The organism is Streptomyces sp. NPDC048111, assembly GCF_043202815.1.
In the GTDB taxonomy this organism is placed as follows: domain Bacteria; phylum Actinomycetota; class Actinomycetes; order Streptomycetales; family Streptomycetaceae; genus Streptomyces.
In genome coordinates this window covers 1-22,634 of the sequence record NZ_JBIDBD010000039.1, presented here as the reverse complement: position 1 = coordinate 22,634, position 22,634 = coordinate 1, and the positions used below count along the sequence as shown (strand labels likewise).

General features: G+C 72.9%; 18 protein-coding genes. 8 read left to right on the top strand and 10 right to left on the bottom strand.

Features of this window, described 5'->3' with window-relative positions:
- Positions 1–124: 124 nt before the first annotated feature.
- Positions 125–1,990 (bottom strand): translation elongation factor 4, encoded by a 1,866-nt coding sequence (gene lepA, locus ACGF3I_RS32520; protein WP_393138421.1) that lies wholly within the window; start codon positions 1,988–1,990, stop codon positions 125–127.
- A gap of 227 nt (positions 1,991–2,217) precedes the next feature.
- Between lepA and rpsT the strand changes: the two genes are divergently transcribed.
- Positions 2,218–2,484: a 30S ribosomal protein S20 gene (rpsT, locus tag ACGF3I_RS32515; protein WP_393138419.1), complete on the top strand. Its 267-nt coding sequence runs from the start codon at positions 2,218–2,220 to the stop codon at positions 2,482–2,484.
- Positions 2,485–2,704: 220 nt separating this feature from the next.
- On the opposite strand, the gene ACGF3I_RS32510 is transcribed toward rpsT, so the two are convergent.
- From ACGF3I_RS32510 to ACGF3I_RS32495, 4 genes are all read right to left on the bottom strand, one after another.
- Complete coding sequence (locus ACGF3I_RS32510; RefSeq protein WP_393138417.1) at positions 2,705–3,541, bottom strand: 4'-phosphopantetheinyl transferase family protein; 837 nt, start codon at positions 3,539–3,541, stop codon at positions 2,705–2,707.
- Entirely contained in the window at positions 3,538–5,322 is a 1,785-nt protein-coding gene (locus ACGF3I_RS32505) for an acyl-CoA dehydrogenase (protein WP_393138415.1), read from the bottom strand. The genes ACGF3I_RS32510 and ACGF3I_RS32505 overlap by 4 nt, the downstream gene beginning before the upstream one ends.
- Positions 5,323–5,326: 4 nt before the next feature.
- The gene (locus ACGF3I_RS32500) at positions 5,327–7,042 is read right to left on the bottom strand and encodes a fatty acyl-AMP ligase (protein ID WP_393138413.1); all 1,716 of its coding nucleotides are present in this window, start codon (positions 7,040–7,042) and stop codon (positions 5,327–5,329) included.
- Positions 7,043–7,144: 102 nt separating this feature from the next.
- Complete coding sequence (locus tag ACGF3I_RS32495; protein WP_393138411.1) at positions 7,145–7,480, bottom strand: DUF6059 family protein; 336 nt, start codon at positions 7,478–7,480, stop codon at positions 7,145–7,147.
- Between the two features lie 272 nt (positions 7,481–7,752).
- Here ACGF3I_RS32495 and ACGF3I_RS32490 point away from each other — a divergent pair, with 272 nt between their 5' ends.
- The gene (locus tag ACGF3I_RS32490) at positions 7,753–8,367 is read left to right on the top strand and encodes a DNA-binding response regulator (protein ID WP_393138409.1); all 615 of its coding nucleotides are present in this window, start codon (positions 7,753–7,755) and stop codon (positions 8,365–8,367) included.
- 38 nt (positions 8,368–8,405) lie between these two features.
- On the opposite strand, the gene ACGF3I_RS32485 is transcribed toward ACGF3I_RS32490, so the two are convergent.
- The 5 genes from ACGF3I_RS32485 to ACGF3I_RS32465 all read right to left on the bottom strand — a co-directional run bounded on the left by ACGF3I_RS32485 (position 8,406) and on the right by ACGF3I_RS32465 (position 16,464).
- On the bottom strand, positions 8,406–10,766 hold the full coding sequence (locus tag ACGF3I_RS32485) for a sensor histidine kinase (protein WP_393138407.1): 2,361 nt from the start codon (positions 10,764–10,766) through the stop codon (positions 8,406–8,408).
- Between the two features lie 51 nt (positions 10,767–10,817).
- On the bottom strand, positions 10,818–13,130 hold the full coding sequence (locus tag ACGF3I_RS32480) for a sensor histidine kinase (protein ID WP_393138405.1): 2,313 nt from the start codon (positions 13,128–13,130) through the stop codon (positions 10,818–10,820).
- 149 nt (positions 13,131–13,279) lie between these two features.
- The gene (locus ACGF3I_RS32475; protein WP_393138403.1) at positions 13,280–13,924 is read right to left on the bottom strand and encodes a hypothetical protein; all 645 of its coding nucleotides are present in this window, start codon (positions 13,922–13,924) and stop codon (positions 13,280–13,282) included.
- A gap of 96 nt (positions 13,925–14,020) precedes the next feature.
- The gene (locus tag ACGF3I_RS32470; protein WP_393138401.1) at positions 14,021–16,300 is read right to left on the bottom strand and encodes a TOMM precursor leader peptide-binding protein; all 2,280 of its coding nucleotides are present in this window, start codon (positions 16,298–16,300) and stop codon (positions 14,021–14,023) included.
- The gene (locus ACGF3I_RS32465; protein ID WP_393138399.1) at positions 16,300–16,464 is read right to left on the bottom strand and encodes a hypothetical protein; all 165 of its coding nucleotides are present in this window, start codon (positions 16,462–16,464) and stop codon (positions 16,300–16,302) included. Before ACGF3I_RS32465 ends, ACGF3I_RS32470 begins: the two co-directional genes overlap by 1 nt.
- Positions 16,465–16,762: 298 nt before the next feature.
- On the opposite strand from ACGF3I_RS32465, the gene ACGF3I_RS32460 reads away from it, so the two are divergent.
- From ACGF3I_RS32460 to ACGF3I_RS32435, 6 genes are all read left to right on the top strand, one after another.
- Positions 16,763–17,581, top strand: coding sequence for a BTAD domain-containing putative transcriptional regulator (locus tag ACGF3I_RS32460; protein ID WP_393138397.1), 819 nt, complete (start codon positions 16,763–16,765; stop codon positions 17,579–17,581).
- Positions 17,582–17,737: 156 nt separating this feature from the next.
- Positions 17,738–18,508 carry a cyclase family protein gene (locus tag ACGF3I_RS32455; RefSeq protein WP_393138396.1) on the top strand — a complete coding sequence of 257 codons (771 nt, stop codon included), beginning with the start codon at positions 17,738–17,740 and terminating at the stop codon, positions 18,506–18,508.
- The gene (locus tag ACGF3I_RS32450) at positions 18,505–19,344 is read left to right on the top strand and encodes a thioesterase II family protein (protein ID WP_393138394.1); all 840 of its coding nucleotides are present in this window, start codon (positions 18,505–18,507) and stop codon (positions 19,342–19,344) included. Before ACGF3I_RS32455 ends, ACGF3I_RS32450 begins: the two co-directional genes overlap by 4 nt.
- 60 nt (positions 19,345–19,404) lie before the next feature.
- Positions 19,405–20,676 carry a beta-ketoacyl-[acyl-carrier-protein] synthase family protein gene (locus tag ACGF3I_RS32445; RefSeq protein ID WP_393138392.1) on the top strand — a complete coding sequence of 424 codons (1,272 nt, stop codon included), beginning with the start codon at positions 19,405–19,407 and terminating at the stop codon, positions 20,674–20,676.
- Positions 20,673–21,920 carry a ketosynthase chain-length factor gene (locus ACGF3I_RS32440; RefSeq protein WP_393138390.1) on the top strand — a complete coding sequence of 416 codons (1,248 nt, stop codon included), beginning with the start codon at positions 20,673–20,675 and terminating at the stop codon, positions 21,918–21,920. Before ACGF3I_RS32445 ends, ACGF3I_RS32440 begins: the two co-directional genes overlap by 4 nt.
- 45 nt (positions 21,921–21,965) lie before the next feature.
- A complete protein-coding gene (locus ACGF3I_RS32435) occupies positions 21,966–22,223 on the top strand; it encodes an acyl carrier protein (RefSeq protein ID WP_393138388.1) in 258 nt (85 codons plus the stop codon).
- Positions 22,224–22,634 lie beyond the last annotated feature (411 nt).

Below are 22,634 nucleotides of genomic sequence, written 5' to 3'. Positions count from 1 at the left end.
GTAGAGCGCCGCCGCCGGTCGCGTAAGGGCCTACGGAGAGTGGTTTCATAACGAACGGACCCCCGTGCGAAGGCGCGGGGGTCCGTTGTGGCGGGCTTGCGAAGAGCCGGTGATCGCGGGCGTACTACTTCTTCTTGCCGCCCGAGTCGTCGCTGGAGAGCACCGCGATGAAGGCTTCCTGCGGGACCTCGACCGAGCCCACCATCTTCATCCGCTTCTTGCCCTCCTTCTGCTTCTCCAGGAGCTTGCGCTTGCGGGAGATGTCACCGCCGTAGCACTTGGCGAGGACGTCCTTGCGGATGGCGCGGATCGTCTCGCGGGCGATGACCCGGGAACCGATCGCGGCCTGCACGGGCACCTCGAAGGCCTGGCGCGGGATGAGCTCGCGCAGCTTGGCGACCAGGCGCACGCCGTAGGCGTAGGCCGCGTCCTTGTGGCAGACGGCGGAGAAGGCGTCGACCTTGTCGCCGTGCAGCAGGATGTCGACCTTGACCAGGCTCGCGGCCTGCTCGCCGGTGGGCTCGTAGTCGAGCGAGGCGTAGCCGCGGGTCTTGGACTTCAGCTGGTCGAAGAAGTCGAAGACGATCTCCGCGAGCGGCAGCGTGTAGCGGATCTCGACGCGGTCCTCGGAGAGGTAGTCCATGCCGAGCAGGGTGCCGCGCCGGGTCTGGCACAGCTCCATGATCGAGCCGATGAACTCCGACGGCGCGAGGATGGTGGCCCGCACGACCGGCTCGTACACGTCCGAGATCTTGCCCTCGGGGAACTCGCTCGGGTTGGTGACGGTGACCTCCTTGCCGTCCTCCAGGACGACCCGGTAGACCACGTTCGGCGCGGTCGCGATGAGGTCGAGGTTGAACTCGCGCTCCAGGCGCTCGCGGATCACGTCGAGGTGGAGCAGGCCGAGGAAGCCGACGCGGAAGCCGAAGCCGAGGGCCGCGGAGGTCTCCGGCTCGTACACCAGGGCGGCGTCGTTGAGCTGGAGCTTGTCGAGGGCCTCGCGCAGGTCCGGGTAGTCGGAGCCGTCCAGCGGATACAGGCCCGAGAAGACCATCGGCTTCGGGTCCTTGTAGCCGCCGAGCGCCTCGGTCGCGCCGTTGTGCAGGCTGGTGATGGTGTCACCGACCTTGGACTGACGGACGTCCTTCACGCCGGTGATGATGTAGCCCACCTCGCCGACGCCGATGCCGTCGGCCGGGGTCATCTCGGGGGACGAGACGCCGATCTCAAGCAGCTCGTGGGTGGCGCCGGTCGACATCATGCGGATGCGCTCGCGCTTGTTGAGCTGACCGTCGACGACACGGACATAGGTGACGACGCCGCGGTAGGAGTCGTACACCGAGTCGAAGATCATCGCGCGGGCGGGCGCGTCGGCGATGCCGACCGGGGCGGGCACGTCACGGACCACGCGGTCCAGGAGCGCGTCCACGCCGACGCCGGTCTTGGCCGAGACCTTCAGGACGTCCTCGGGCTGGCAGCCGATGAGGTTCGCGAGCTCCTCGGAGAACTTCTCGGGCTGGGCGGCCGGCAGGTCGATCTTGTTGAGGACGGGAACGATGGTGAGGTCGTTCTCCATGGCCAGGTACAGGTTGGCCAGCGTCTGCGCCTCGATGCCCTGGGCGGCGTCGACGAGCAGCACCGTGCCCTCGCAGGCGGCGAGCGAGCGCGACACCTCGTACGTGAAGTCCACGTGGCCCGGGGTGTCGATCATGTTCAGGATGTGGGCCCGGCCCTGGCCGGGGCCGTCGCTGGGCGCCCACGGCAGACGGACCGCCTGGGACTTGATCGTGATGCCGCGCTCGCGCTCGATGTCCATGCGGTCGAGGTACTGAGCACGCATCTGCCGCTGATCGACCACACCGGTCAGCTGGAGCATCCGGTCGGCAAGGGTCGACTTGCCGTGGTCGATGTGCGCGATGATGCAGAAGTTGCGGATCAGCGCCGGGTCGGTACGGCTCGGCTCGGGCACGTTGGGAGGAGTCGCGGGCACGCAGGGTCCTGATTCTTGAGGCCCGCGGGTCTGATCGCGGCGCCTCGTCTCGGGTCGACGACGGTTCGATACGTAAGTAGCAGCCCCTATCGTCCCACGCCTGCGGGCCTGCGCCCGGTTTGGGCTGGTCGGGGGGCGACTGGTAACGTGGGCAGCTGTGTCTCGTCACCCTTTCGGCGGCGGGACACGACCGAAGATCGAATCATCGAACCTGCAAAGGCTCTTTCGTGGCGAACATCAAGTCCCAGATCAAGCGGAACAAGACGAACGAGAAGGCGCGCCTGCGCAACAAGTCCGTCAAGTCCTCCCTGCGCACCTTCATCCGCAAGGCCAACGAGGCCGTTGTCGCGGGTGACGTCGAGAAGGCGACCGTGGCGGCCCGCGCCGCTTCGCGCCAGCTCGACAAGGCCGTCTCGAAGGGCGTCATCCACAAGAACGCCGCCGCCAACAAGAAGTCGGCGCTGGCGCACAAGGTGGCCGGCCTCCAGGGCTGAACACCCCGCTTCATCTGATCGACCCGCCCGACGGGATCAAGCGGCCCCTCTACCGCTCCCCGACGGCACCCCAGTGCCGCGCGCGGACGCGTTCGCCACGCGGGCGCGGTGCTAGTGACAGAACATCGCGAAGGCCCCGCAGCCTCCTTCCCCAGGAGGCTGCGGGGCCTTCGTGCTGTCCGGATCCGCTCGGTGCGGAGCGCGGCCCACCAGAGGCGGCTCAGTGCGGGACGCGCCCCACCAGGTCGACGACCTCGCCGAGGAAGCCCTCGTCGAGCATGGTGGACACGGCCGTGTCGCCCTCGTCGCGCAGCCCCGCGTCGTGGCAGGCGACCCCCACCAGATAGCCGCCGTCGAGCTCGAACGTGGCGAAGGCCCACTCGCCGTGCGAGGCGGGCTCGCCCTGCGGGGTGAGCAGCGCGGTGGCGTCGGCGTCGAAGCCGAACTGGGTGAAGCCCATCCGCATGCCCTGCCCCAGCGCCTTGGTGTACGCCTCCTTCAGCGTCCAGGTGCGCACCAGCCGGCGCCGGCGCTCGGCCTCGTCGAGCCCGCCGAGCCAGCGCCGCTCGGCGGGGGTGCACAGATGGCGCTGCACCGCGGAGTACTGGATGCGGCGGTCGGCGAGCTCGGTGTCGACGCCGACCCGGCCGCGCCGGTTGAGCCCCACCACCAGGAGGTCCCGGGTGTGGCTGAGGCTGACCTCGATCTGGTCGCAGCCGCGCAGATAGGGGCGCCCGCCCGCCTTCGAGGCCAGCTCCACCGTCTCGGGCGGGGTCTGCAGGGCGGCGCCCGCGGTGTACTTCACCAGGAGCCGGGACGCGGCGAAGCGGTCGCGGGCCTCGGGGTCGGCGAGGTTGTTGAGGCGCTGCCAGTCGCGCGCGCCGAGCAGCGGGCGCAGCTGCGGGTCGGCGACGGCGGCGGGCAGCCAGTCCCGCCAGCTCGCGTGCACCACGACGTGGCCGTGCCACGCCATGGACTGCCGCACCCGGCTCCACGGGCTGTCGGGTCCCGGCATCAGAAGGGGTTCGGCGATGCCCGTCCTTGTGCGAGGGCTCATGGGGTACCTGCTTCCGCCAGAGGCGCGTCGTGAAGATCGAAACTGCGGCCGGCGCGGAACCGCGCCAGCAGCTCCTCCGCCACCCGGTCGACGCAGTCCGGGGGCGGCGGAGGAAGGACGAGGCCGAGCCTGCGCCCGTAGCGGTGCAGCGCGAGCACCAGCCAGGCGGGATCGGCGAGGAAGCCGGCGGTGCCCCGGTGGCGCTCCCACACCGCGAGGGCGGCGCCGGCCGCGGACAGTACGGAGTGCCGGTCGGCGAGGGCGGCGGTCGCGGGGCTCGCGAGGGCGGCCCGGTCGCCCGGCTCGATCAGCAGGCACGCCTCGCGCACCGCGAGGAGGTCGGCGTGGAAGGCGGCGGCCATCGTGCGCAGCGCCTCGCCGTACGGGCCGTCGGGGGCGGAGCCGGCGAGGCGGGCGGCGGACGCGGTGAGGGAGGCGGCGAGGAAGTCGCCCCCGCCCGCGACCTCCAGGGCGCCGATGTCGAGGTGGGGCACGGGCGCGGCGGTGTCGAAGAGCGCCGCGGGGGGTTCGCCCTCGCGGCCCCACGCATGCCGTGCCAGGACCGGGAGTTGGGGGACGACGACGGCCTGGCAGGAGGCGGTTCCGGCGTGGCCGAGCCCGGCGGCGGGCAGGTCGCGCAGGAGTTTGCCGAGCGTGCCCTGGTCGGTGTCGCGGCTGTAGCCGCCGGCCCCGAGCACGGTGGCGAGCTCCTCCAGGTCGTCCCGGAGCAGGTCGGGTACGAGGTACTTGAGCTCGGCGGCGGCCAGATGGGCCGCGCCGGGCAGCAGGGACAGGGCGCGCAGCACGGCGGTGGCCATGGCGTCGCCGGCGAGCAGGTCGGCGAACACCCCGGCCAGGACGCCGCGTTGGCGCCTGCCGAGGGTGGCGCCGACGAGCGCGGCCCGTACGGCGGCGCGCAGCACGGTGTCCACCGAGGCGATGACCGCGCCGGTGATCAGGGTGCGGTTGAGCTGGAAGGTGCGCAGGGCGAGCCGTACGCCGGAGCCGAGGCCGCCGACGAGCGCGTCGCCCGGCACCTCGCACTCATCGAACGCGTAGCCGGCGAAGCGGCAGCCGCGCATGCCGGTGGTGGGCTGTCGTTCCAGCAACCGCACGGCGTCCGGCGGGAGTTGAGCCGGGTCGAGCAGGAACACCGAGTGGGAGGCGGGACCGGGAGCGGGATCCGTCCGGACGTGGGCGACGACGGCGCCGGCGCGCTCGGCGTTGATGACGACGTCCTTGCGGCCGTCCAGGACGAAGCCGCCGGAGTACTCCATGGCGCTGAGTTCGCCGCGCAGCATCGCGGTGCCGTGGGCGAGCGAGCGGTGCACGATGGCCGCCCGGCCGCCCGAGACGAGCAGCCGGGCCACGCTCTCGCGCTGCCCGGGCGATCCGGCGGCGAAGACGGGGGCGGCGGCGAACAGCGAGGTGATGCCGTAGCCGAAGGCGAGCGCCACATCGCGGCGGAAGACCGGGCGCAGCATGCGCATGAGCTGGTCGGCGTCGCGCAGCCGGCCGCCGAGGGCGAGCGGCACCAGCTCGGCGCCGAAGCCCTCTTGATCGAGCAACTCCTCGGCTGCGCCCAGGAGTTCGCTGTTCCCGTCGGCGGCGAGCAGGGCGCGGAAGCCCAGCGGGTTGGCCGGGTCGCAGGGGTCGCCGAAGCGGAGTTCGAGCCGCTCGGCGCGGTCGCGTACTGCGGGCAGCGCTCCGGACGGCGGGCCGGGCAGCGCGCCGGGGCGGCGTACGTCCGAGGCGGTGGCCCGGACGGCGGTGTCGGGCATGGACTCAGCCTCCTTCTGCGGCGTGGGGCCGCGCCGAGGCGTACAGCGGGCGCAGTTCGCCGCGCAGGTACAGCTCGCGCATGAGCGAGCGGCGGACCTTGCCGCTGGTGGTGCGGCGCACGGTGCCGGGGCGGACCAGGACGACGCCGCCGAGCAGCGCGCCGAACTCGTCGTGCAGGCAGCCGCGCACCCGCTCGGCCAGGTCGGCGAGCTGGCCGTGGCTCCAGCCGGCGCCGCGGATCTCCTGGATGGCCACGATCTCCTCGTGCCCGGCCGCTGCCGAGAGCACGACGGCGGACCCGAACGGGGCTCCGGACTGGGCGAGTTGGCGCTCCGCCTCCTGCGGGTGCAGGGTGCGTCCGTCGATCAGGAGGGCGTCCTTGATGCGGCCGGTCAGATACAGCTCGCCGTCGCGCAGCGCGCCGAGGTCGCCGGTGCGCAGGAAGCCGTGTTCGCCCGCGGCGGTGGCGTGGCCGAAGACGGCGGCGGTCTCCAGGGGGCGCCGCCAGTAGCCGTCGGCGACGGCTTCGCCGCGCACCCAGATCTCGCCGACGGACCCGTCGGGCAGCACGGCCGAACTGCCCGGGTCGACGATGCGTACCGTGACCCCGCGCGCGGGGCCGCAGCCTGCCAGGGTGCGCACCGGGTGGCCCGGCACCGGTGGCGTGAGCTCGCCGCGCTCCAGGGCCTCGGCGGACACGGTGGCGGGGGCGGGCGGCAGCCGGTCGGCGAGACTGACCAGCAGGGTGGCCTCGGCCAGCCCGTATCCGGCGGCGAGGGCGCCGGGGCGCAGGCCGGCCGGCGCGAAGCGGTGGGCGAACGCGGCGAGGGTGACGGCGGAGACCGGCTCGGAGGCGTTGACGGCGGTGGCGAGCGCGCTCAGGTCGAGGCCCGCGATGTCGTCGTCGGTGGCCGCGGCCAGGCAGCGGGCGTAGGCGGAGTCGGGCGCGGCGGTGACGGTGACGCGGTGCCGGGCGACCTCGCGCAGCCAGCTCAGCGGTTCGGCGGCGAACCGGCGCCGGGGCATCAGGACGGCGGTGGCGCCGAGCCAGAGGGGGTGCAGGAGCTGACCGATGAGGCCGAGGTCGTGGTGGAGCGGGAGCCAGCCGCCGATGCGGGCGTCCTCGTCGGTGCCGAGCGCGGTGCGCAGGCTCTCCATGGTGGCGAGGAGGTTGGCGTGGGTGACCTGGACGCCGCGCGGGGCGGCGGTGGACCCGGAGGTGTACTGGAGCAGCGCGGTGTCACCGCCGCCCCCGGCGGGGGGCAGCGGGTCGGCCCCGTCGTCGGGCAGGCAGTCGACGGCCAGGCACACCACAGAGGAGCGCCCGGCGTCGGCGAGGCGCCGGGAGAGCTCGCCGGCGTGGGCGGACGCGGTGAGCAGGACGGCGGCGTCGGTCTCGGCGGCGATGGCCGCGGTGCGTTCGGCGGCGGCCCGCGAGGTGTCGGGCGGCGGCACGGGCACCGCGACGGCTCCCGCGTACAGGCAGCCGACGAGGGCGGCGACGGTGTGCGGGCCGCCGTCCATGGAGATGAGGACGGGCCGGCCGGCCGCGCGGCGGCGCAGCAGCGCGGCCGCCACGGACCGGGCCCGTACGTCGAGTTCGCGGTAGGTGAGCGCGTCGGCGCCGCCCTCACCGTCCAGGCAGAGCAGAGCGGTCCGGGCGGCTCTTTCGGCGGAGCGCGCCGCCAGTGCCGCGGTGAAGCTCGTGGCTCGGGTCATCCTCTGCTCCCTGGTGCTCGGACGGATGGTTGCTCCTCCTACTCTGTTCCTCGTCCCTAGACGGGCACTTGAAGATCAACTGTGCTGCGGCGCCGAGGCCGCTCATCTTCTGCGCCCGGGCGCCTCGTTCAGCAGGTCCTGCAACAGCGCGAGTTCCTGGCGGGTGAGCGGGACGTCGGGGCGCAGCCGTTCGGGGTGGCCCGGCGGCGGGCCGTCGGCGTCGGTGCGCAGCATCAGGCGGAAGCCGCTGTCGAGCGAGTGCAGGCGCGCCCTGTTGCCGTCCGCGGCCGCCAGATACATGTCGACGCCGCCGTGGACCATGAGGGCCTCGCCCATGGGGCGCAGGAAGCGGCCGACGAGCCGGCGCCAGCTGCCCCTGGGGCGGCGGCCCGCCTCACGCGGTCCCTCCGGTACGTCCGTGTCCTTCCGGCGGTCCATGTCAGAGAACACCTTCCGAGCTGGGGTGTCCGTTCATGTTCACGTCACCTCTCCCTTCCCCCTGGCCGCCGGACGGCGCCTGGGTGGAGGGAGGATGGGAGGGGCCGCTTGAGCGGCGGTCGAGTTCTGGCTGAAAAGCTGTGGGTGCGGAATCCGTCGTACCGGTACCGAAACGGCATGTGCCTAATTGGTCTCGGCCCCGGGTTGCGGGCGTGGCCTATTGCATAATCGCTAGGGCAACCGACCCATGATCCAGCACAACGGGGGGCACCATGGTGCGCGTTCTGATTGCCGAAGACATGCATATGCTGCGCAAGGCATTGGTGTCACTCATTGAACTGGAGACCGATCTGGAAGTGGTCGCGGAGCTGTCGTCGGGCACGGACATCGTGCCGACCGCGATGGCGATGCGGCCGGATGTCGCCGTTCTGGACATCGACCTGCCCGGCACCGACGGGATCACCGCCGCGGCCGGACTGCACACCTCGGTACCGGAGTGCCGCACGCTCATCCTGACCAGCCTGGGCAGACCCGGGAACCTCAGACGAGCGCTCGCCGCCCACGTCTCCGGCTTCCTCCCCAAGGACTCCGACCCGGACAGCCTGTGCGCCGCGATCCGCCAGGTGGCGGCGGGCGAGCGCGTCATCGACCCGCAACTGGCGCTCGCCACCCTCGACTCCGGTCCCTCCCCGCTGACCGACCGCGAGCGGGAGGTGCTCCAGCTCGCCTCGGAGGGCATGGAGGCCGGCCAGATCGCATCCCGGCTGCACCTGTCCTCCGGCACCGTACGCAACTATCTGACCTCGGCCGTCAGCAAACTCAACGCGCGTAACCGGGTCGACGCGATCCGCATCGCGCGCGAGGCAGGCTGGCTGCATTCCGTCTGATCCGGCGGACGGGCCCATCCAGTGAAGGGGCGGATCGTTCAGGCGGCCAGCAGAGCGACCTCGGCGCGCAGTTCGAAGCGGCCGTCGGGCCGCGGCCCCGCCGTGAGCCGCCCGTTCACCGCCTCGACGCGCGTCGTCAGATTGCCGATCCCGCTGCCGCCGCCGCGCCGTGCGGCGAGCGCGGGATCGGCGTCCGCGTCCGCCCCGTCGTTGACGAGGGTGAGGAGCACCGCGTCCGCCGTACGCTCGGCGGTGATCTCGCAGCAGGCCGGCTTGCTGTGCCGCAGCATGTTCGTCAGTCCCTCGCGCACCATGGTGGCGAGCACGGTCTCGACGTCGACGGGCAGTTCGCCGCAGTCCAGGCGGACGGTGGCGTGGATGCCGGCGCCGGTGAGCATGGCGATGGCGTGCTCGGCCTCCGCCGTCAGACACATCCGCGTGCTGCCGCCCGCCACGGTGCGCACATCGGCGAGGGCCTCGCGCACGATGCCGAGCACCTCGGTCAGCTCGTGCCGCGCCTGGACCGGCCTGGTCGGCGCGAGCCGCCGTACCAGCTCGCACTTGAGGGTGATCGCGGACAGGCTGAAGCCGAGCAGGTCGTGCAGGTCACGGGCGAAGCGCAGCCGTTCCGTCGTCACCGCGAGGCGGGCGATCTCGGCCCGCGAGCGGTGCAGTTCGGTGGCCAGCTGCGCCATGCGCGTCAGCCCGTAGACGACCACCGCGCAGATCGGCGTGTACGCGCTCTCGTAGATCACGTCCTGCACCGAGACCCCCACCGCGTACTGCGCGGCCCCGCTCGCCACGGTGACCAGCGCGAGGACCGGCCAGGCGGCCACCGCGGGCAGCGCGAGCAGCGCCGACCCGGCGAGGAACCCCGGCAGCCCCGCCCACTGCCTGCCGAACACCAGGAACGGCACGAACTGGAGCAGCGCCTGCGCCCCGAGCGCCCCGTACCGCAGCCGTCCCCGCCAGCGCCGGCCCCAGGCGTAGCGGCGGTGGAAGGACTCCGCGAGCTGGAGCGCCAGGCAGCCGAGCAGGCAGAGCTCGACGGTGGGCAGCCCGTGCGCGTACGGCGCGTACGACCAGCCCTCGGCCGAGTACGACAGGAAGTAGCCGATCAGGACCGCGAGGGTGATCGCGCCCGCGGCCCGTGGCATCACATCGGTGTGCCGGGAGCGGCCGGCCCGGCTGCGGTCGCCGTGCGTGCCGCGCCGCACCGCGCGGCCCGGGCGCGCCAGGGCCGCCTCCTGCCGCAGCGGCACGACCGCGCGCAGCCTGAACCAGCCGCGGCCGTCCGCGCCGTGGGTGAGGGTGCCGCCGAGTTCGTGCAGCCGGGTCTCCAGGGCGGCCAGACCGCTGCCGGGCCCGGGCCGCGCGCCGGGGCCGCAGCCGACGCCGTCGTTGGCGAGGACCAGCACCGCGACACCGCCACCGCGCTCGGTGGTGATCGCACAGCGCTCGGCCCTGCTGTGCCGCAGCATGTTGGTGAGGCCCTCGCCGAGCGCGGCGGCGAGCACGGTGTCCACGGCGGCGGGCAGTTCGCCGCAGCGGTGGCGCACGGTGGTGTCGATGCCGGCCGCCGAGAGCATCGGGACGGCCGCGTTGGCCTCGTCCGACAGGGACATCTGGCGGTAGCCGCGGCTGACCGACCGCACGTCGGCGAGGGCCTTGCGCGCGGTGCGCAGCACCTCGGCGACCTCCTCCTGGGCCCGGGCGGGCGCGTCCGCGAGCAGCTGGTGGGCGCGCTCGCACTTGAGGGAGATCACCGAGAGGCTGAGGCCGAGCACCTCGTGCAGGTCACGGGCGAACCGTAACCGCTCCCCCGCGACCGCGAGCCGTGACAGGTGCGCGCGCGAGGCGTGCAGCCGGTCGATCATGTCGGACATCCGCGAGAGCCCGATGACGACGAGCGGGATCAGCACCGCCTCGATCCCGCCGTACACGAACTCCCCCGGACCGAAGCCGAGATGGTGGAAGAGCACGAAGTCCCCGGCGACGGCGCACGCGAACAGCGGCCAGCCGACCGCCGCCGGGAACACCAGCACCGAGGAGGCCGCGAAGAACTCGGTCATCCCGCCCCACGCCGCGCCGTACGTCACGATCGGCGCGTACGAGAGGAGGCCGAGCAGCACCCAGGTCGCGTAGCGGTAGTGGCCGAGCCGCGGGAAGAACCGCGGGAAGGAATGGACCAGTTGGAGGCCCATGATCCCGGCGAAGCCGCCCACGGCGGAGGCGCCGCGCCATACGGAGGGGTGCTCGACCCAGACATGGCTGCCGTCGATCACGAAGAACCCGAGCAGCACCCCCGCGGTGATCGCGACCGCGGTACGCCGCGGCAGCGCCCGGCCCTCCCCGCCCGCCGGATCCCCGTCCGTGCGGCAGGCCGCGTCGGTCCCCAACTCTCCCCCATGAGTTCGCGTGTCTTCGGTTGTGGGCGCCGCGTGCGGCGATCAGGCGGCGGTGGCGAGCAGCTCGACCTCCGCCTTCAGCTCGAACCAGCCGTCCGGCCGCGCCCCGGCCTCCAGGCGGCCGTTGACCGCGTTCACCCTGGTCGTCAGGTTGCCGATGCCGCTGCCGCCGTTGACCTTGGAGTCGAGCCCGGCGTCCGCCCGGCCCTCCACGCCGTCGTTGACGAGCGTGAGCCGCACCCCCGCCGGGGTGCGCTCCGCGGTGATCTCGCAGTGCGCGGCCCTGCTGTGCCGCAGCATGTTGGTCAGGCCCTCGCGGAGCATGGTGGCCAGCACCGTGTCGACGTCTCCGGGCAGTTCACCGCAGTCGGTGTCGACGGTGGCCCGGATGCCGACCCCGGCCAGCATCGCGGTCGCGTTGGCCGCCTCCGCGGTCAGCGACATCCGCTGCCGCCCCTCGGCGACGGTGCGCACATCGGCGAGCGCCTGGCGGGCGATGCCGAGCACTTCGGTGAGTTCGGCCTGGGCCTGCACGGGGCTGGTGGGAGCCAGGCGCCGGACCAGTTCACATTTCAGCGTGATGGCGGAGAGGCTGAAGCCGAGCAGGTCGTGCAGGTCGCGGGCGAACCGCAGCCGTTCCGTGGTGACCGCGAGCCGGGCGATCTCGGTACGGGAGCGGTGCAGTTCGGAGGCGAGCTGCGCCATGCGGGACAGGCCGAAGACCACGAGGGCGCAGATGACGGTGTACGCCGTCTCGTAGATGAGGTCGGTGAGGGTCGAGTCGACCTCGCGGAAGACGACGTCGCTGATCACCGTGACCGCGGCGACCAGCGGCCAGGCCCCGGCCGCGGGCAGCACGAGCAGCGCCGAGCCGGCCACGAATCCGGGGAGCCCCATCCAGCTCGGCCCGAGGAAGAACCAGGGCACGCACTGGAGCAGCAGCAGCCCGCCGAGGGCCCCGAGTTGCAGCAGGCGGGGGCGACGGGCCCGGCGGACGAACCGCCACTGGAAGGAGATCAGGAGCTGGAGCAGCAGCGTGGCGAACATGCACAGCTCGGTGACCACGGCCTTGCCGAGCGGCGGCCGGTAGGACATGGCGACCACGGAGTACGCGACGAAGTAACCGAGCAAGACCGTGAAGGTGATCGCGGTGGCCGTGCGGGGCACGAGGTCGCGGTGGCCCTGGATGTGGGGCGGCGAGGGCTCGGCCTCGTCCGGGTCGGTGACGGCCGCCGGGCCTGCGCCGTCCGGCCGGGTGGCCTCGTCGGGCACCGGCACCGTCGCTTCGAGGCGGAACCAGCCCTGCCCGTCGGCGCCGTGCGACAGCGCGCCGCCGAGCTTGCGGACGCGGGAGCCGAGCGCGTCCAGGCCGCCGTCGGCGCCGCCCCTGGGCGGGCGGCCACGGCCGATGCCGTCGTTGCTCAGGGTCAGCACGGCCCCGTCGCCGACCCTCTCGGCGCGGATCTCGCAGCTCTCGGCCTTGCTGTGCCGCAGCATGTTGGTCAGACCCTCGCGCAGCACGGTCGCGAGCACGGTGTCCACGCCCGCCGGCAGCCGGCCGACCTCGAACCGCAGGCTCGTCCGGATGCCCGCGGCGGACAGCATGGACACCGCCGCGTTCGCCTCGCCCGCCAGCGACATCTCGCGGTAGCCGCGGCTGACGGAGCGCACGTCCGCGAGGGCCTTGCGCGAGGTGCGCAGCACGTCACCGAGCTCCTCGTGCGCCTTGGCGGGAGCGTCGGCCAGCAGACGGTAGGCCAGTTCGCACTTCAGGGAGATCGCCGAGAGGCTGTAGCCGAGGACGTCGTGCAGATCGCGGGCGAAGCGCAGCCGCTCGCCGGCCACGGCCAGCCGCGAGAGCTCCTCGCGGGAGCGGTGCAGCTTCACGATCATGTCGGACATCCGCGAGAGCCCGATGATGATCAGCGGGATCAGGGCGCCTTCGAGCACGTTGTAGAGCACGGTGCTGGTGTCGCGGCCGCTGTAGAGGGCCCAGCAGGTGAGGACGCCGGCGCCGAACAGGGGCCAGCCGAGCACCGCGGGGAAGACCAGGACCGAGGAGGCCGTGAGGAACTCCGCCATGCCGCTCCACGCGGACCCGAACAGCGCGATGGGCGCGTAGGCCAGGACGGCCTGGAGGACCCAGGTCGCGTACCGGTAGCGGTACAGGCGCGGCAGGAGCTGCGGAAAGGAGTGGACGAGCTGGAGGCCGCCGATGGCCAGAAAGCCGAGCAGCGCCGCGACGAGCTGCCACCATGGCGGATTCTCGGCCCAGACGAAAACGCCGTCGATCACGAAAAATCCGAACAGCGCGGCCGCGGTCACGGCTATCGCCTTGCGTGGCGGAAGCGCCACGGTGCCGATGTCCGCGGATGTCCCCCCCGCCCGATCGACTACTTCTGCCTTCAACTGTCCCCCATGGTTCGTGGCGCCCGGTCAGAAGCGCCTCTCCGGACCGGATCATAGGTAATGCGGTGGCCGAAGCTGTAGTGCCGGAGCGGTTCTCACAGCCGGGCGGCGCCCTTGAGATCGGCCGCGAAGAGCATTCCGGCGGCGACCGCGTAGGCGCGGGCGGCCCGCACGACACTGCTCGGCAGCGTAGCGTCCGGCGATGACCGAAAATCGTCGTTGACGCCCCGCAGGTGCAGGAGCAGCCGGGGCGCGTCGGGTCCGTGCAGTTCGACGCGGTGGTCGCAGCCCGCGTACGCAAGCACGGGGTCGCTCCCCGGCCCGCGCAGCACCACGTCCCGCGGCACACGCAGGTCGCCGCCGGGGGCGACCGGCGGCGGGTGGAAAGTGGCGCGCGGCGACAGCGGGACGACGCTCAACAGCGGGGAGGCCCCGATCGCGATATGGCGCACGATGAGGTGCTGGAGCGGGGCGAGGGCGGTGAGCAGTTCGCGCGAGGCGTCGTTCCACTCCGTCTCGGGCACGTCGTAGCCGGGAAAGCCCGGCACCACGTTGGCGAGCGAGACCGGTCCCAGCTGCATCCGGTGCAGGGCCTCGCGCAGCAGCGGTCCCGGCCGTTCCAGGCGCAGCTCTCCCCAGGGCGTGCGCAGCACGGTGCTCCGGCCGAAGAGCACCGTGACGTCCTCGCGCAGCGACCAGAACTCACCGAGTTCGCGGGCCGCGAGGCGGTCGATACGCATCAGAGGGGGTCCTTCCACCGGCAGGGTGTGGTTCGCGTGCGACGTGCGGTTCAGCGGGTCGGGCGGACGCTGCGGCGCCCGCGGTGTGCTGCGTGATCAGAGGAAGAGCGGGACCGGATTGAGGTCCTCGTACCGGGTGGGCCCGGCCAGTCTGCCGAGCCGCACCGGGACGTCGAAGAGACGGCCGGGGGCGTAGCGCGCCCAGTGCGGTCTGAGCCCGGGCACCACCACCTTGACCACCGGCAGTCCGACGTCGGGTCGGGTCTGGTCGAGGACGAGCAGTTCCATGCCGTTCCCGCTCAGCAGCGCGACGACCGCCTCAAGGTCTTCGTACAGGTCGTCGTGCGGAGTGTAGGGGTGCGTGCCGGGTCCGGTCGGGGCGCAGTCGGCGGGCAGCAGATAGGTGTGCTCCTCGACGGTCGCCGTGCGCAGCCACTCGCGTACGTCCGGGTCCTCGGCGGCGGCGCGCGAGACGCTGCCGTCCGGGGCCACCACGTGCGGCATCATCTGGTTCAGCTCGGTCAGGGCGCGGCGCAGCGCGATCGCGGGGTCGAAGTGGGCGCCGAAGCCGAGCATGATGTCCTGCCGCTGCCCCGGTTCGGCGCCCGCAATCCTGGAGAGCGCGGCCATGACCGGGATGCCGAGGTCCGCGGTGAGGTCGAGCACCCACACCTCGCGCCCCAACGAGGCGTGCACGGCGCGGAGTTCGGACATCCACGGGTCGCCGAACGCGTCGAGGTCCACGGCCGGCTGGCGGGTGCGGTTGTACCACCACAGGGCCAGCGCGTCGCGCTCGACGAGTTCCAGGAAGCCCTGGAGCACGGCGTCCTCCAGGGTGCCGCCGGCGGCGGTGCCGTTGGAGGTGGCCAGGCAGGAGAAGGCGCCGGGCGGCTGGGGCACTCCGTAGTAGAGCAGCGCGGTGGGAAGCAGCTTGTGGCGCCCCTCGGTCACCGACCACAGCGGCGTCCAGTCGATGGCCGCGTCCTGGTCGAAGGGGTCGGCGACGTGCTGGAAGGGCGCGTGGCCCTCGTTCCACTCGGCCCGGCCGGGGTACTGCCGCTCGTCGTAGAGCTGCACCTCGTCGGGGTGCACCGCGTCGGCGGCCAGCTCGCGGTAGCTGCCGCGGACCGTGGCCTCGCCGCCCTCGAAGTGGCCGGAGTGGCGTTCGAGCGCCTCGGCCAGCGCGCTGACCCTGGCCTGGAGTTCGGTGGCGCCCTTGCCCCCGCAGGAGGCGCGCAGCCCGCCCCGTATCGCACCGAGGCCCTGGGTGCCCGCGGCCGGATTGAGGCCCGCGGAGAAGGAGTTGAAGAACTCGGGACCGCACTCGTTGCGCGTGATGCCGCGCACCAGACCCGTGACCGGGTCCACCAAGTGGCCGTACCGGTCGAGGAGTTGCTGTGGCGTGAGGCTGCGGTGGCCGTTGCCCCCGGTGTCCCGCTTGAGGCGCGGGCGCAGCACGACCGGGGCCTGCACCTGTGCGGCGGTCATCCCCGGCTCGCCGCAGCTCGGGCACTGCGGGCGGCGCACGACGGGGTGGAGCTCCCCGGCCAGGGTGAGGCCGTCGAGCGTACGCAGCCCCTGCTGGCTCGCGTCCCGGTACCCGGCCAGCCACTTCGCGGCTTCGAGGCCGGCCAGCTGGAGGGCGGCGAGCCGCGCGGCCGGCAGGGTGCACGAGGGCCGGGGCACCGGGCCCGAGCGGCCCAGCATGCGCTGCACATGCGCCTCCACCGGGCGGCTGCGCCACAGGCGTTCGGCCAGGCAGGCCCAGCAGGGCCCGTCCAGGTCGCCGAAGAAGGGGCCGATCCACATCTCGGTGCCCTCGGTGCGCACCGGCAGCCAGCGCCGGCCCGAGGCCCGGAACTCGGCGTCCACGACGGCGAGTTCCGGGTCCAGGTAGTCGTCGCACAGGACGACCGTGAGCGCGGTCGCGTCGTCCGAGACGGTGAGTCCGGCGGCCGTCAGGCTCGCGGACAGTTCCGCGGCGTCCGTGCTGCCGACCGCGATGACGCGCACGGCGCCGCGGGCCAGGGCGTTGGCCGCCCTGCTGCCGTCCAGTCCCGCCACTTCCCAGTACGCCTGCTCGGCGGCCTCCCGCTCGCCCACCTGGCGCTCGCGGCCGCAGAGCAGCCCGGCACCGGTCAGCCGCGACACCAGCCGGGCGGTCTGCCCGGAGGGGAGCGCGTCCGCCGCGTCCTGGGCGATGCGCTCCAGCGGGCGGGTGCCGTCGAGGAGGGGGGCGAGCCGGGCGATCTGCTCGCCGTGCAGGGCGGTCACCCGCTGGTCGGAGATCAGGTACACCGCTTCACCGGGCACCTGCTCGACCCGCAGGTGCGGCTTGAACCCCAGGAGCGGGGCGGCGGTCCGGACGGCCGCCATCAGGCGGCGAGCCGCGCGGTGTCGGCGGTGGCGGCGGCCGGTATGTGGGCGACGCCGGAACCGAGGCACGGCATCGGGACCTGGCCGAAGACGGCGTGGCGGCCGAACTCCTCGATCACGAGGTCGTCACCGGCGGCTGCGGCGTGACTGATGTTCGCGTTCATGTGGATCTCCCCCTGGCGGATGTGAAGGCCGGGGGGACCTGACCCCCCCCTAGCCGCCGGCTCTCGACTCCTGGTCGGGCCGACGTCCAGAACTCTGCCGGGTCGGCCGAATCCGCCCCAGTGCCGCGGTCACGGGATGCACATGAAACTTTCATACGCGTCCCCAGGACACTCACATGCCGGGTTCAGGAGCCCGGCACTGCCGTGGAAAGGGGCCGGGTGACAGCTTGTGAGGGTGCTTGGAGCCGGGTCCGAAATCCATCGGGTCATCCGGCAGATCCGACCCCGGAGGAATCCCATGGAGATCAAGGTTCTCGGTCCGCTCATGGCCGAGTCGGGCGGCACGTCGGTCGTCCCGAGCGCCGGCAAGCCGCGGCAGATACTGGCGCTGCTCTCGGTGTACGCCAACCAGGTCATGCCCGTCCCGACGCTGATGGAGGAGATCTGGGGCGCGGACATGCCGCGCAGCGCGCTGACCACCCTGCAGACGTACATCCTCCAGCTGCGCCGGCTGATCGCCGGGGCGCTCGGCCCGGACAGCCCGTACACCGCTCGCGAGGTGCTCGCCACGCGGCACGGCGGCTACCTCCTCGAAGTGACGCCGGGCGCGGTGGACGTGCACGAGTACGACCGTCTGGTGGCGACCGGGCGCGGCGCCGCCGAGCGCGGTGACGACGAGAGCGCGGCGGACCTGTACCGCGAGGCGCTCGGCATGTGGCGCGGTCCGGCCCTGGTGGACGTCCGCCTCGGCCCGCTCCTGGAGATCGAGCTGGTGCGCCTGGAGGAGAGCCGCCTGGGTGTCCTGGAGCAGCGGATCGACTCCGACCTGCGGCTCGGGCGCCACATGCAACTGCTTGCCGAACTCACCTCCCTGACGGCCCGTCACCCACTGCACGAGGGCCTGCACGCCCAGTGCATGGTGGCGCTGTACCGCTCCGGCCGGCAGTGGCAGGCGCTGGACGTCTACCAGAACCTGCGGCGCGGCCTCGCCGACGAGCTGGGTCTCGACCCCTCGGCGCGGCTGCGGCAGCTGCACCGCGCGGTGCTCGCCGGTGACCCGGCGCTGGACTCGCACCTGGCCGGGCGCCGCCCGGTGCTCGACCTCTTCGCCGCCTGAGCGGCGCACGGGCGGCCCGACCGCCCGGCAGCAACGCGTCCGGACCCCGCCCTCTCCCCCCACAGGGCGGGGTCCGACGCGTGCGCGGCTCGATCCCGCCTCTAGGCCGCCGACGCACAGTGCCCCCGAACGTCGCCAACGACACTGGGGGTTACCTTGCGAGTCATCGATCTGTCGTCGCCCGTGGACGCGGCCGGCTGGGAACCGGACCCGATCGTCCACGAGATCATGACGCCCGCCGAGGGCGCCGCGCACATGGCGGCGGAGATGAAGGAGCACTTCGGGCTCGACTTCGATCCGGCCGACCTGCCCGGGGGCGAACTCCTGTCCCTGGACACCCTCACCCTGACCAGCCACACCGGCACCCATGTCGACGCGCCCTCGCACTACGGCTCGGTCGGTGACTACGGGCGGCCCCGGCACATCGACGAGATGCCCCTCGACTGGTTCCTGCGCCCGGCCGTCGTGCTCGACGTGAGCGACGTCGGCATCGGCGCCATCGGCGTCGAGCGCGTCCAGAAGCAGATCGCCGAGATCGGCTACACCCCGCAGCCCCTCGACATCGTCATGCTGCACACCGGAGCCTCCCAACACGCCGGTACGCCGCGGTACTTCACCGACTTCGCCGGGCTCGACGGCCCCGCCACCGACTATCTGCTCGACCTCGGCGTCCGCGTCATCGGCACCGACGCCTGGAGCCTGGACGCGCCGTTCGGGCACATGATCCGCACGTTCCAGGAGACCGGCGACCGGTCGGTCCTGTGGCCCGCGCACTTCGCCGGACGGCGCCGCGAGTACTGCCAGGTCGAGCGGCTCGCGCACCTCGACACGCTGCCCACGCACGGCTTCCGGGTGTCCTGCTTCCCCGTGAAGATCGCCGGAGCGGGGGCGGGCTGGACCCGGGCCGTCGCCCTGATCGACGAATGAGAACCGAGAGCGCCCCGCGCACGGACACCGTGACGCCCTGGCTGTTCTGCTTCCACCACGCGGGCGCCGGGATCTCCTCCTTCGCCAGATGGCAGAAGATCCTGGGTGACACGGCCGAGGTGGTGCCGGTGCTGCTGCCGGGCCGGGGCCCGCGGGCCAAGGAGGCCCGGATCACCGACGCCGCCGAACTCATGAACGAGCTGCGGGAGTTGATCACCCCGCTGCTCGACCGCCCCTACCTCCTGTACGGGCACAGCCTCGGCGGTCTGGTCGCGCACGCGCTGACCCGGACCCTGGAGGACGACGGCCTGCTGCCGCCGGCCCGGCTGGTGATCGGGGCCGTACCGCCGCCGCATCTGCGCAACACGCTGCTGCGCGGGGCGCGTCTGCCCGACCACGAACTCATCGACCTGCTGGTCGACTTGGAGGCGGCGCCGCCGGAGGCCGCCGGGCGCGACCGTTCGCTGTGGCAGCGCCAGGTGATCCCGGCGCTCCGCGACGACCTGCGGCTCGGCGAGGCGCTGTGCCAGGTCAACGCGGACAAGGCGGTGGGCACGCCGCTGATGGCGCTGGCCGGCCGGGACGACCCGATCGCGCCGCTGTGGGAGGTGGCCGAGTGGGCCGACTACTCGGTGACCCACTTCCGCCTCCAGACCCTGCCCGGCGACCACTTCTTCGTCCGCGAGCGCGGGGTGCCGGAGCTGCTGCGCCAGGTGGCCCTCGACCTGCGCGCCTCGCTCAAGGGGAAGTACGACGCCGAGTCGAGCGGGCGTCAAGAGGGCGGGACCAGACTCCTTCCACCAGCGGATCTCACAGCGGACCTATCAGAGAGGTGACGCAGCCGTGCTGCACATTCCCGGGGCGCACCCCCTGGCCAAGACCCACGAGGGGGACAGGTGAGCCGACGCGTAGTCATCACCGGAATCGGTGTGGTCGCCCCGGGGGGCGTCGGCACCAAGGAGTACTGGTCCCTGCTGACCGCGGGACGTACCGCGACCAGGGCCGTGACCCTCTTCGACGCCTCGGCCTTCCGGTCGAGGATCGCCGCGGAGGTCGACTTCGACCCGGTCGCCCAGGGGCTGACCGAGGAGCAGGCGGGGCGCCTCGACAGGGCCGCCCAGTTCGCGCTGGTCGGCGCCCGTGAGGCGGTCTCCGACAGCGGTCTGGACATGGCCGGCATCGACCCGTTCCGCACCGGCGTCACCATCGGCAGCGCGGTCGGCGCGACCACCGGGCTCGACTACGAGTACGCGGCGGTCAGCAACAACGGCGCCGAGTGGCTCGTGGACCACGAGCGGGCCGTGCCGCACCTGTACGACTACTTCGTGCCCAGCTCGTTCGCGGCCGAGGTGGCCTGGGAGTTCGGCGCGCAGGGCCCCACCGCCGTGGTCTCCACCGGCTGCACCTCGGGGCTGGACTCGGTCGGCCACGCCGTCGAGCTGATCCGCGAGGGCAGCGCCGACGTGATGATCGCCGGGGCCACCGAGGCACCGATCTCGCCGATCTCGGTCGCCTGCTTCGACGCCATCAAGGCCACCTCGAACCGCAACGACGAGCCGGAGACGGCCTCGCGGCCCTTCGACAAGTCCCGCAACGGCTTCGTGCTCGGCGAGGGCAGCGCGGTGTTCGTCCTGGAGGAGTACGAGCAGGCCGTGGCGCGCGGCGCGCACATCTACGCCGAGATCGCGGGGTTCGCCTCGCGCTCCAACGCGTACAACATGACGGGCCTTCGGGCCGACGGCGCGGAGATGGCCGAGGCCATCGGCGCGGCCCTCGAAGAGGCCGGCATCCCCGGCACCGACATCGACTACATCAACGCGCACGGCTCGGGCACCCTGCAGAACGACCGGCACGAGACGGCCGCGTTCAAGAAGAGCCTCGGCGACCACGCGTACGCCACCCCCGTCTCCTCCATCAAGTCGATGATCGGGCATTCGCTCGGCGCCATCGGCTCCCTGGAGATCGCCGCGTCCGCGCTGGCCATCGAGCACGGCGTGGTGCCGCCGACGGCGAACCTGCACGAGGCCGACCCCAAGTGCGACCTCGACTACACGCCCGTCCACGCCCGCGAGCGCGAGATCAACACCGTGCTCAGCGTGGGCAGCGGCTTCGGCGGATTCCAGAGCGCGATCGTGCTCACCAAGCCCGAACGGAGGAAGACGGCATGACGAGCGAGCTGCTCGAACGCACGGCGGTGCGCTCCGCCACCGCGGTGTTCACCGGGATCGGCGTCACCGCCCCCAACGGCCTTGGTACGCACGCCTGGTGGCAGGCGACCGTGGCCGGCGAGAGCGGCATCCGTCCGGTCTCCCGCTTCGACGCCTCCGGCTACCCCTCCACGCTCGCGGGCGAGGTGCCCGGCTTCGAGGCCGAGGAGCACATCCCGAGCCGGCTGCTCCCGCAGACCGACCACATGACCCGGCTCGCCCTGACCGCGGCCAAGGAGGCCCTGGAGGACTCCGGCGCGGACCCGGCCGAGCTGCCGCCGTACTCGGCGGGCGCGGTCACCGCGGCCTCCGCGGGCGGCTTCGAGTTCGGCCAGCGCGAGCTCCAGGCGCTGTGGAGCAAGGGCGGCCAGTACGTCTCCGCCTACCAGTCGTACGCCTGGTTCTACGCCGTCAACACCGGCCAGATCTCCATCCGGCACGGACTCCGCGGCCCCAGCGGGGTGCTGGTCACCGAGCAGGCGGGCGGGCTCGACGCGGTCGCCCAGGCCCGGCGCCAGCTGCGCAAGGGCAGCAAGCTCATCGTCACCGGCGGTGTGGACGGCGCGGTCTGCCCGTGGGGCTGGACCGCGCAGCTCGCCGGCGGCCGGATGAGCTCCGTGGCCGACCCGGCGCGCGCGTTCCTGCCGTTCGACAGCGAGGCCAGCGGTTACGTCGCCGGTGAGGGCGGGGCGATCCTCGTCCTGGAGGACGCCGAGGCGGCCCGCGAGCGCGGGGCGCGGATCTACGGGCAGCTCTCGGGCTACGCCGCCACCTTCGACCCGGGGCCGGGCCGCGGCGGCGAGCCGGGGCTGCGCCGGGCGGCCGAACTCGCGCTCGCCCAGGCCGGGTTGAGCCCGTCCGACGTGGACGTGGTCTTCGCGGACGCGTCCGGGGTGCCCGAGCTCGACCGCCAGGAGGAGGCGGCCCTGACCGCGCTCTTCGGCGCCCGGGGCGTGCCGGTGACGGCCCCCAAGACCATGACGGGCCGCCTGTCGGCCGGCGGTGCCTCGCTCGACCTGGCGGCGGCGCTGCTCTCCATCCGGGACGCGGTGATCCCGCCGACCGTGAACGTCACGCACCCGGTCGCGGCCGACGCGCTCGACCTGGTCACCGAGGCCCGGCGCGGGTCCGTGCGCACCGCGCTCGTCCTGGCCCGCGGCACCGGCGGCTTCAACGCGGCGGCCGTCGTGACCGCGGCGAACTGACTCCACCTGCTGTCATCTGCGAAGAATCAAGACAAGGGGACCTTCATGAACCTCAAGGAACTGACCACGCTGCTGCGCGAGTGCGCGGGGGTCGGCGAGGGGGTCGATCTGGACGGGGACGTTCTGGACGTGCCGTTCGACGACCTCGGGTACGACTCGCTCGCGATTCTCCAGGTGACGGGGGTCATTGAGCGGGACTACCGGATCCAGCTGTCCGACGACACCGTTGCCGAGGCGTCGACTCCTCGGGTGCTGCTGGAGTTCATCAACGAGTGCCTGACGTCTGCGACGGCCGCGGCGTAACCCGCCCCGCCGCGCCCAGGGCCGCCTTTCCCCCGCGCGGGGGTGGGCGGCTTTTGGTGTGCCCTGGGGGGGGGTTGCCCACCCACCCGCCCGTGCAGGGGGTTGGATGGCCCCGGCTCCCTGGGGCTCCGCCCCAGACCCCGGCGCGCTTGCCCACCCGCCCGCCCGTACAGCGGGTTGAACCGGCTGAGCCCTGGGGCTCCGCCCCAGACCCCCTGAGGGGCTCCGCCCCTCGAACCCCGACGGGTTTGCCCACCCGCCCGCCCGTGCAGCGGGTTGAAGGGTTCGGCCCCTGGGGCTGCGCCCCAGACCCCCCGAGGGGCTCCGCCCCTCGAACCCCGGCGGGGGCTCCGCCCCCTGCACCCCTGCTCGGGGCTCCGCCCCGAACCCCGATCGCGCCTGAACGGCGCT

Excerpts from the sequence above, each read along its gene's own strand:
- ACGF3I_RS32435 (WP_393138388.1), top strand. The coding sequence starts at position 21,966 with ATGAACCTCAAGGAACTGACCACGCTGCTGCGCGAGTGCGCGGGGGTC.
- ACGF3I_RS32440 (WP_393138390.1), top strand. The coding sequence starts at position 20,673 with ATGACGAGCGAGCTGCTCGAACGCACGGCGGTGCGCTCCGCCACCGCG.
- ACGF3I_RS32500 (WP_393138413.1), bottom strand. The coding sequence starts at position 7,042 with ATGACCCGAGCCACGAGCTTCACCGCGGCACTGGCGGCGCGCTCCGCC.
- ACGF3I_RS32470 (WP_393138401.1), bottom strand. The coding sequence starts at position 16,300 with ATGGCGGCCGTCCGGACCGCCGCCCCGCTCCTGGGGTTCAAGCCGCAC.
- ACGF3I_RS32505 (WP_393138415.1), bottom strand. The coding sequence starts at position 5,322 with ATGCCCGACACCGCCGTCCGGGCCACCGCCTCGGACGTACGCCGCCCC.
- ACGF3I_RS32490 (WP_393138409.1), top strand. The coding sequence starts at position 7,753 with ATGGTGCGCGTTCTGATTGCCGAAGACATGCATATGCTGCGCAAGGCA.
- ACGF3I_RS32475 (WP_393138403.1), bottom strand. The coding sequence starts at position 13,924 with ATGCGTATCGACCGCCTCGCGGCCCGCGAACTCGGTGAGTTCTGGTCG.
- ACGF3I_RS32450 (WP_393138394.1), top strand. The coding sequence starts at position 18,505 with ATGAGAACCGAGAGCGCCCCGCGCACGGACACCGTGACGCCCTGGCTG.
- ACGF3I_RS32460 (WP_393138397.1), top strand. The coding sequence starts at position 16,763 with ATGGAGATCAAGGTTCTCGGTCCGCTCATGGCCGAGTCGGGCGGCACG.
- ACGF3I_RS32495 (WP_393138411.1), bottom strand. The coding sequence starts at position 7,480 with ATGGACCGCCGGAAGGACACGGACGTACCGGAGGGACCGCGTGAGGCG.
- ACGF3I_RS32510 (WP_393138417.1), bottom strand. The coding sequence starts at position 3,541 with ATGAGCCCTCGCACAAGGACGGGCATCGCCGAACCCCTTCTGATGCCG.
- ACGF3I_RS32465 (WP_393138399.1), bottom strand. The coding sequence starts at position 16,464 with ATGAACGCGAACATCAGTCACGCCGCAGCCGCCGGTGACGACCTCGTG.